Raw genomic sequence first — 6,796 nt, 5'->3', positions numbered from 1 at the left:
CGGTTGACTGCGGAACTGTTCGGTGCCTGGCCGAAGAGATTGTGCGCACCCCGGCGCCCCTCGATCATGACAGCGAACGGCCCGCCCCCGGCGTCCGAGGGGCCCGCCGCCCTCGTGGAGGTTCCAGCATGCGCGCCGGCCACAGGTGGTCGGAGGCGGGCAGGGTGACCGCCAGCCGGTTCGTGTGCCGCGTGCGCATGGAACGCGCGACGAGGTTCGGCCGGTAGTTGAGCTCCTGGACGACCAGGTCGATCTTGGAGCGGGTCGCCGGTCTCAGGGTCTCGTTCTTCCTGAAGTACCGGGAGACCGTCTGGTGCGACACGCCCGCGCGCCGGGCGACGACGAAGTGATCGATCACCTCGTCGTCATCCCCGGCCCTCGCGGAGGAAGGGGCGGGCCTCAGGAGCCGGACGGCCCCTTCAGCCCGCTGGTGAGTCGTACGGGGAAGTGCCGGCCGGTGTCCTTGGTGTGGCCGATGCCGGACGACCACTCCAGATAGCCCTTCCTGCCGGGCCCGTCATCGTCGTTGACCAGCAGGGACAGCGCGAACACCCCGGCCGGCGGGCCGTTGAGTCCGAGGCTCTGCCAGGGCAGGACGACGTCGTAGGTCGTGGTGGTGCCCGTCCTGGTCACCGTGAGCCGGTCCGCCGGGGTCGGGCCGGTGATCGCGATGCCGAAGGCGGCGAAGGTGTAGGCGGCCGGTCCGTCGGGTGTCAGCGCCAGGCCGATCTCGGTCCGTTCCGTGGAGGCGCCGGGCGGCGCGGGCGAGAGGGAGAGCTGGATGGAGTCGCCGTTGTACAGGTTGCCCGCCGGGTTCTTCTGGGTGAACACGTCGTCCTGGACCGTCGCCTGCACGCGCAGCCCCGTCGGGGTCTGGGTGATCCGGACGGGACCGCCGAGGTCGGCGGCCCCGCCCCAGTCGGCGGTGTAGCGGAACCAGGTCGCGTCGGCCGCCAGGTCGATCGGCGCGACCGTGGTGGCGGTGTCGGGCTCGATGGGTCCCGCGCCGACCGACTGCCGCAGCCGGAGGGCGTCACGGCCGCGCAGCCCGATGGACACCTCCAGGTAGCCCTGCTCCCACACGCGCAGCGACGGGAGCGGGATGGTGTGCGCGACCTGCTTGCCGGGCTGCAGCGTGGTGGTGTCGGCGATCGTGCCCGATTCTTTGCCGAGGGTCCAGGTGAGGCCGTCGAGGGTCACCGGGGTCGCGCGGGAGGTGTTGGCCAGCGAGACGGACGCCTGCGCCCGGTAGCCGCCGTCACGGACGAGGTCGACCCCCACGGCGGCGACGACGGGGGTGGTGATCCTGATCGTCGGTGTCGCCAGCCGCGCCACCTTCTCGTTCCCGGTCGCGGCCCAGCCGGTGACCCAGCTCGCCTTGCCGCCCGCGGGGGCGGGGAGGTCGAAGACGGTCTCGGCGGTGCCGCAACCCTTGACCTTGACGTCGTGGCGCCGCCCGTCCAGGGTGATCGTGACCTTGGCGGGGACGGCGCGGCAGTTGCGGCCGGTGCGGTCGACGACCGCGCGCACCTCGATGCTCTCGCCGTCGGCGACGGTCGGCGACGTCTTCAGCGTGATCGCGGGCGCGGGGTCGAGGACGAGGGAGTCGACCCGGCCGCGGACGTAGACCGGGTGCTCGGTCAGGGTCACCTGGACGGCTCCGGCGTGCGGGGTCAGGGTGGTGCGCACGCCGTACTGGTCGGTGAGGGTGAGCGGCTGGGCGGTGCGCAGCGTCACGGTCCTCGGGCCGTCCGAGGCCCACATGACGCGGTCGAGGTCGCCCGCGCCGTCCTTGAACGGGAAGGAGTACGTCGTCGCGTCCAGGGTGTCCCGCTGGGTGATGGTGCGCCCGGCGAGTTCGGCCGCCATCACCGCCTGCGCGACCGCCGCGGGCTTGGGCTCGGCGGCGTAGCGGGCGGTCGCGCGCCGGACCTCGAAGACGCCGAAGTTGTGCTCCTGGTTGTTCGGATCGGTGCCGTCGTCGCGGGCGTCGTACCAGTAGAGGCGGTCGGCGCCGCCGGCCAGGGAGAGCACCGCCGAGCGCACCAGGTAGTCGGCCTGCATGGCGTCGGTCGTGCCACCCGCGGTGTGGGTCGGCCAGCCGTACTCGGTGAGCCACAGCGGGAGCGAGCGGCCGGCGGCGGCGTCGATGGTCTGGCTCAGCGACGCCATCTGCGTGTCCATGCCTTCGGGCGGCGTGGGGTGGCGGTAGGGGTGGACGGACACCGCGTCCACCGCCGCCGCGCCGCCCTGTTCGAGCACCTGGCGCACGTAGTCGGCCGAGGCGCCGGAGATCGCCGGGCCCACCAGCCGCGCTCCTTGCGGCTTGACCGCGGCGGCCGCCTGGAGGAGCTGGGCGTAGCAGGCGGGCGTCCGGCCGCACAGGCCGTCGTTGAAGTTGATGTTGAACTCGTTGTAGACCTCGGTCGCCCGGGTGTAGCTCGCGAAGTGCTGGTTGACGGCGGCCGTGAAGCGTCCGTAGGCGGCCAGGCCCTCGGGCGAGCTGGGCGTACGGTTGGCGTCGTAGAGCGGGTTGCGGTAGGCCGAGATCGGCAGCGGCTCGATCCCGGCGGCGTGCAGGGCGGCGAATCCGGCGTCGTAGCGGTCGAAGGTGTAGACGCCCGCCTGCTTCTCGACCGCGGACCAGCCCACGTCGTTGCGCGAGTGGGTGTAGCCGATGCGCGCGATGCCGTCGATGAGCTCCTGCTCGTACCCGTGCAGCCCGACCCCGAACGGCGAGTCGGCCGCGGCGGCGGGCATCGGCGGCACGACGCCGAAGCTCGTGCTCAGCGTGCCCGAGGTGAAGGTGTAGAAGCCGTTGGGCAGCGAGGCGAGGTTCACCACGCTGCTCCCGTCGGTGAAGGCGGCCGTGCCTGCGGCGACCTGCGTCCCCCGCGCGTCCTGGACGGCCCAGGCGGCGGGGGCCGGGTCCCGGGCGTCGGTGAACAGTTCCAGCGCGGCCGTGCCGGGGTCGAAGAGCAGGGAGTCGTTCATGACCCCGAAGTAGGTGGAGTGTTCCTCGAAGCCGGGGTTGGCCAGCAGGTTCTGCGCGGCGCCGTCCTCGGTCATGGTCAGGTCGTCCAGCCGTACGCCGGGGGTCACGTCCTGGGAGACGATGCGGAGGGAGAAGCTGGTCTGGGTGGCGAGGGTGGTGTAGGTCCACGACACCTGGCGCCAGTCGTAGGCGCCCATCGGGAAGTTGAAGCGCTGGCTGCTGTCCGGGCTCAGCACCGCCTGCAGCGCGGCCGTCTTCGACAGCCCTTCCGAGGCCACCCAGGCGGTGAACCGGTAGAGCGTGCCCGGCTTGACCGGCACGGTCTGGGCGAGCTGCCCGTAGGTGTTCGGGCTGCTCGGAGTCTGGTTGACGATGCGTACCGCGGACCCGGTGTGGCCCTGGGCGGTGGCGGTGAAGGCGATCTCGGCCGAGCCGCTCCTGCTGATGCTCCACGGATCGAAGGTGTTGGAGTAGGGAAGCTTGGGGGCGGCTAACACGGTGGTGAGGAGGAGGAGCGCGGACAGTGTTTTCATCGGGTCACCCCTTGACCGCGCCGGCTCGGCCGGCGCTCCGGAGGAACTGCTTCTGGAACAGCAGGAAGAAGACCAGCGGGAGGATCACCGCGATGAACATGGCGGCGATGAGCGTGCTGGTCTCCGCGGTGGCCGAGATCTTGTAGAGGACGACGGACAGCGGCTGCAGATCGGGCGAGGGCAGCACCAGGAGCGGCCACAGGAACTCCTTCCAGGCCGACACCAGCGTGAGCAGCGAGACGACGGCGATGATCGGCCGCGACATCGGCAGCACGATGCGCCGGAACACCTCGAAGGAGTTGGCCCCGTCGACCTTGGCCGCCTCGAAGACCTCCTTCGGCAACTCGGCGAAGAAGTTCTTCACCAGCAGCACGTTGAAGGCGTGCGCGGCGGCGGGCAGCCACACGGCCCAGTAGCTGTCGATCAGGTTGGCCCCGATGCCCGGCACGTCGATCACGGTCAGGTACAGCGACACGAGGGAGACGACCCCCGGGATGAACAGGGTGGCCATCACCGCGGCCGAGACGACCCCGGCGTACCTCGGACGCAGGATGGCGAGGGAGTAGCCGCCGGTCAGCGCGACCAGCAGGCCGAAGAACCAGTTGCCGGCCGCGATCCAGACCGTGTTGGCCAGGGCCCGGCCGATGTCCATGCCGTTCCACGCCCTGGCGAGGTTGTCCCACCGGATCCCGCTCGGCCACCAGCCGAACGGGTCGCGCAGGATGTCCTGCGAGGTCGACACCGCCGACTTGGCCAGCCAGAGGATCGGCCCGGCCGCGACGACCGCGAGGCAGGCGAGCACGGCCACGATCAGCCCGGTGAACACCACGCGGGTCGCCGGCCTGCGGCGTTCGCCGGTGGACAGGATGCCACGCTCGTTCATGAACGCTTCCACCCCCTCGTGGCGCGCAGGTACACCGCGGACAGGGCGGTGAGGAAGACGGCGAGCATCAGGCTCAGCGCCGTCGCCTTGCCGAAGTCGCCGGCGACGAAGGCGTACTTGAAGATCAGCATGAGCAGCGTGACCGTGCTGTTGTCCGGCCCGCCGCCGGTCATGACGTAGGGCTCGGTGAACACCTGGAACGTGCCGATCACCTGGAGGATCAGCATGAGCAGGATGACCGGGCGCAGCTGCGGCAGCGTGATGTGCCACACCCGGCGCAGCACCCCGGCGCCGTCGAGCTCGGCCGCCTCGTAGAGCTCGGGCGGCACCGACATCAGCGCGGCGACGTAGATGATCGTCGTCGTGCCGAAGCCCGCCCACGTCGCCTGCACGACGATGCTGGGCATCGCCGTCTCGGCGCTCTGCAACCAGGGGAACGGGCCCAGCCCGGCCCAGCCCGCCACGGTGTTGAGCAGGCCGTACTCGCTCGGATCGTAGAGCTGCTTCCACAGCAGCACCGCCACGACCGGCGGGATGATGATCGGCACGTAGACGAGCACGCTGGCGATCGTCCTGGTCCGGCGCAGCTCCCCGATGAACACGGCGAGCAGCACCGGCACGGGGAAGCCGACGACCAGGGCCAGCGCGGTGAACCACACGGTGTTCCAGGCCGCGGTGGCGAGCAGCGGGTCGGCGAGCACCCTGCTGAAGTTGCGCAGCCCGACCCAGGTCGGGTCGGTGACCAGGTTGGTGCGCTGGAAGCTGAGGACCAGGCTGCGCAGGATCGGCCACCACGAGAACAGCCCGAACACGATGAGCATGGGCGCGGTGAACAGGAGTTTCCCGAGGCCACCGCGCTGGGCCCACCTACTGAGCGGCGGCATCGATCAGCGCCTGCGCGTCCGTCCGGGCCTGGGTGAGCGCCGCCGGGATGTCGGCGTCCTGCTTGGTGAGGACCTGCTGGGTGACGGCGTCGAGGAGCGCGTACGTCTCCTGCGCGGCCACGGGCGGCTCGCCGAGTATGGGCAGCTTGCCCAGGCTGTCGAAGTAGGCCCGGTAGTTGTCCCGCTTGACGTTGACGTAGTCGGAGACCCAGGTCAGGTAGCGGTCGTAGATCTCCGGCGAGAACAGCGGCACCTCGGGGGCCCCCACGGGCAGGCCGCCCGCCTTGGACGTCTCGGCCCACTCGACCGCGGCCTGCTGGTCGAGGAAGCGGTTCAGGTACCGGAACTTCACCCACTCCAGCGCGGCGGCCGCCTCGGTCGGGGCGGCCTTGGGGCTGACGACGGCGATGTCGCCGCCGCCCAGCGTGCCGATGCCGGTGGCCGACTGCGGGAGCGGTGCGATGCCCAGGTCGTCGCCGGGCATGTCGCGGTTGCCGACGAGGTCGCGGTAGAGGTCGGCGCCGAGGACGGTCTGCCCGATCCGCCCGGCGGCGATGGAGTTGCGCATGTCGTCCTGGCTCAGCAGGAAGTTCTTGCCCGCCGCCTGGTCGGTCCACCGGACGTCGTGCAGGAGGGTCAGCGCGTCCTTCACGCCGGCCGCGTCGATCGTGGACGTGATGGTGTCGCCCTCGCGCTGCTGGATGGCGCTGCCGTTGGCGTAGGCCATCGTGGTGAGGATCCAGCCGCCGGAGTTCGTCGTGGTCGCGATCGTGAAGCCGGCCGCGTCGCTCGACTTGCTGATCGCCCTGGCGTTGGCGCGCACCTCGTCCCAGGTCTTCGGCGGGGCGTCGGGGTCGAGGCCCGCCTTCTCGTACAGCGCCCTGTTGTAGATGAAGGCCATCGTGTACGCGGCCGAGACGACGCCGAAGGTGCGGCCTTGCGCGTTCTGCGTCTGCTTGGCGACGGCCGGGTTGAGCTTGGAGAGCACCGCGTCGCCCTTGACGAGGTCGGTGATGTCGCGTACCTGGCCGTTGAGGGCGAGCTGCTGGATGTTGGTGTACGGCACCTGCATCGTGGTGGGCATCGAGCCACCGGCGACGAGGGCGGCGAACGTCTGCGGGTCGAACTTGGTCTCCTCGCCCACCACGGTGATGTTCGGGTGGAGCTTCTGGAAGGCCGCGACCTGCTTGTTGAACAGGGCGAGATTGTCGGCGTTGTCCTTGGTGGGCATGTTGCCGACGTGGATCGTCACCTTGGCGTCCGGGTCCGCCCCGGCATCGGGACGTCCGGACGAACAGGCGGTGAGAGCTATGATGCCGGTCATCGCGATACCGGCGAGCCGCCAGTTTTTGTGATAAAGCATGACGAATCCCTCTTTGCGGGCATGGTGGCGATCGAGCTCGGGCGGTGTCGTGACCGCGGGGGGCTCACGCGGGCAGCAGTGGCGTGCCGGCGGATTCATGGCGATGGTCAACCGGTTGACCATCGCCATGGTCTTGCT

The 6,796-nt window shown here is 70.5% G+C and carries 5 protein-coding genes; all 5 read right to left on the bottom strand.

The annotated features are described in order from the left end of the window. Positions 1-64: 64 nt before the first annotated feature. Genes IEZ27_RS44180 through IEZ27_RS44160 form a run of 5 tightly spaced genes read right to left on the bottom strand, consistent with a single transcriptional unit; the run spans position 65 to position 6,658 of the window. Entirely contained in the window at positions 65-358 is a 294-nt protein-coding gene (locus IEZ27_RS44180; protein WP_229824886.1) for a LacI family DNA-binding transcriptional regulator, read from the bottom strand. Between the two features lie 41 nt (positions 359-399). Continuing rightward, positions 400-3,528, bottom strand: coding sequence for a glycosyl hydrolase (locus IEZ27_RS44175; protein ID WP_189652723.1), 3,129 nt, complete (start codon positions 3,526-3,528; stop codon positions 400-402). 4 nt (positions 3,529-3,532) lie between these two features. Next, positions 3,533-4,411, bottom strand: a complete 879-nt coding sequence (locus tag IEZ27_RS44170) for a carbohydrate ABC transporter permease (protein WP_189652722.1) — start codon at positions 4,409-4,411, stop codon at positions 3,533-3,535. Next, on the bottom strand, positions 4,408-5,295 hold the full coding sequence (locus IEZ27_RS44165; protein WP_189652721.1) for a carbohydrate ABC transporter permease: 888 nt from the start codon (positions 5,293-5,295) through the stop codon (positions 4,408-4,410). Before IEZ27_RS44165 ends, IEZ27_RS44170 begins: the two co-directional genes overlap by 4 nt. Next, a complete protein-coding gene (locus IEZ27_RS44160; RefSeq protein ID WP_189652720.1) occupies positions 5,279-6,658 on the bottom strand; it encodes an ABC transporter substrate-binding protein in 1,380 nt (459 codons plus the stop codon). The genes IEZ27_RS44165 and IEZ27_RS44160 overlap by 17 nt, the downstream gene beginning before the upstream one ends. Positions 6,659-6,796 lie beyond the last annotated feature (138 nt).

The sequence above is a fragment of the Nonomuraea spiralis genome (assembly GCF_014648435.1).
Lineage (GTDB): Bacteria > Actinomycetota > Actinomycetes > Streptosporangiales > Streptosporangiaceae > Nonomuraea > Nonomuraea spiralis.
Note: the sequence above shows the minus strand (reverse complement) of the source record. Positions and strands in the feature narration are given on the sequence as shown.